Below are 1,846 nucleotides of genomic sequence, written 5' to 3'. Positions count from 1 at the left end.
TGGTTCATACTATACAAATTCAAAAGATAATCTTCGGATAAGTTTAAACTTTTTAATTTGTCAATAGTTATTTTATCCATTTCTTCATTTTTAATTATAAATTTTAAAATTTCTTTATTTTCATTTAATGTAAAATCATTTTCATCTAATTTTAAAATTAATAATCTTCTTATTTCTTTTTCTTCTAAAAGCAATCTAATTAATGTTTTTTCTATAATTTCATTTCCATTATTTATTATAGTCGGTCTTTTATATGCATTTTTATCTATTTGAACATGTCTATCATTTTTAAGCTTTGGATTATAATTAGATTTATAACTCTTTCCATAGACTTCTTTTTTTAAGGATTCTACACCTATTTTACTTTCTGAGCTTAAAAAGTTTATATAGTAATCTATATCAACTGGGCTTTTTAAACCTTTTATTATCTTTGTAGACTCTTTAGTAAACTTTAATCTTTGTTCATCTTTAGATAAATCATAGTTTTCTTTACATTTAACTATTTTATATCTAATATAGTGAACAGCATCTGCTATGGATTTTTGGTATCCTTCAAGACCATATTTTCTTATAAACTCATCTGGGTCTTTTACATCTTTTAAATTTAAAACTTTAACATTTATACCTACGCTAGTTAATATATCTATAGCTCTTAGCGTGGCCTTAACCCCTGCATCATCTGAGTCATAAGAAATTACAACTGTATCTACATATCTTTTTAATAAATTCCCTTGATCTATCGTAAGGGCTGTTCCAAGTGTAGCACACACATTTCTTATTCCATATTGATACAATGAAATCAAGTCCATATATCCTTCTACTAGAATTACAGTTCTATCAGTTATATTTTTTCTAGCAAAGTTAAGACCATATAAATTATACTTTTTATTAAATGCTAGTGTATCTGGTGAGTTTAAATATTTAGGAAGTGAATCATCTAGAACTCTTCCTCCAAACCCTATAACATTTCCTCTATAGTCAAATATTGGAAATATAACTCTGTTTATGAACCTGTCATAATATTTGTTTCCATCTTTTTTATATGTAACGAGACCGCATTCAACAAGTGTTTCTTTATCATAGCCTTTACTAATTAAGTATTCCATAAGATTAGTCCATGCCTTAGGTGCATATCCTAAACCAAACTTCTTTATGATTTTGTCATCAAGACCTCTTCTTCTTAAATATTCATACCCATAATTTTTCTCTTTAATTAAATTTGAAAAATAATATCTGGCAGCTTCTGTATTTATGTCTTGAATCTTCTTAACCTTTTCCATCCTAATTTTGGATTGCTCATCCATGTTTGTGTTTATTTCTATTCCACAATCTTTGGCTAACAATTTGACCGCATCCATAAATTCAAGATTTTCTATCTTCATAACGAAGTTTATTACATCTCCACCTTCTCCACATCCAAAACATTTATATATTTGCTTTGATGTATTTATATAAAATGAAGGTGTTTTTTCCCCATGAAATGGGCATAATCCTTTGTAGTTTATTCCCGATTGCTGTACTTTAATGTAGTCTGATATTACCTTTACTATATCAGATCTGGATTTAATTTCTTCTATTATATCTTTTATATCATTCATATTATCACCTTCTGGTGTAATTTTTTTAACATTACTATTTTACAACATATTAGAAATTTGTCAAATATTCATTATACATAATTCGACTTTTTTTATTCAATTCCTTCTTTTTTATCTAATTTTATTTTTCAATTTAGCAAATTAAAAATATCACTTTACTATTTTGTATAATTAACACAAATTCAATACTATCTTTTTAATTTTGACAAATTTATTTTTAAAAACAAAAATAAAAGAGGCTTAAAGCC

1 protein-coding gene is annotated in these 1,846 nt (G+C 25.8%); it reads right to left on the bottom strand.

Going from position 1 to position 1,846, the window contains the following annotated elements:
• The coding region (dnaG, locus tag RWY47_RS06100; protein ID WP_316030274.1) for a DNA primase at nucleotides 1–1,598 on the bottom strand (1,598 nt) is incomplete at its 3' end.
• Between the last annotated feature and the right edge of the window lie 248 nt (nucleotides 1,599–1,846).

It is taken from the genome of Paraclostridium sp. MRS3W1 (assembly GCF_032465715.1).
GTDB lineage: Bacteria > Bacillota > Clostridia > Peptostreptococcales > Peptostreptococcaceae > Paraclostridium > Paraclostridium dentum.
Note: the sequence above shows the minus strand (reverse complement) of the source record. Positions and strands in the feature narration are given on the sequence as shown.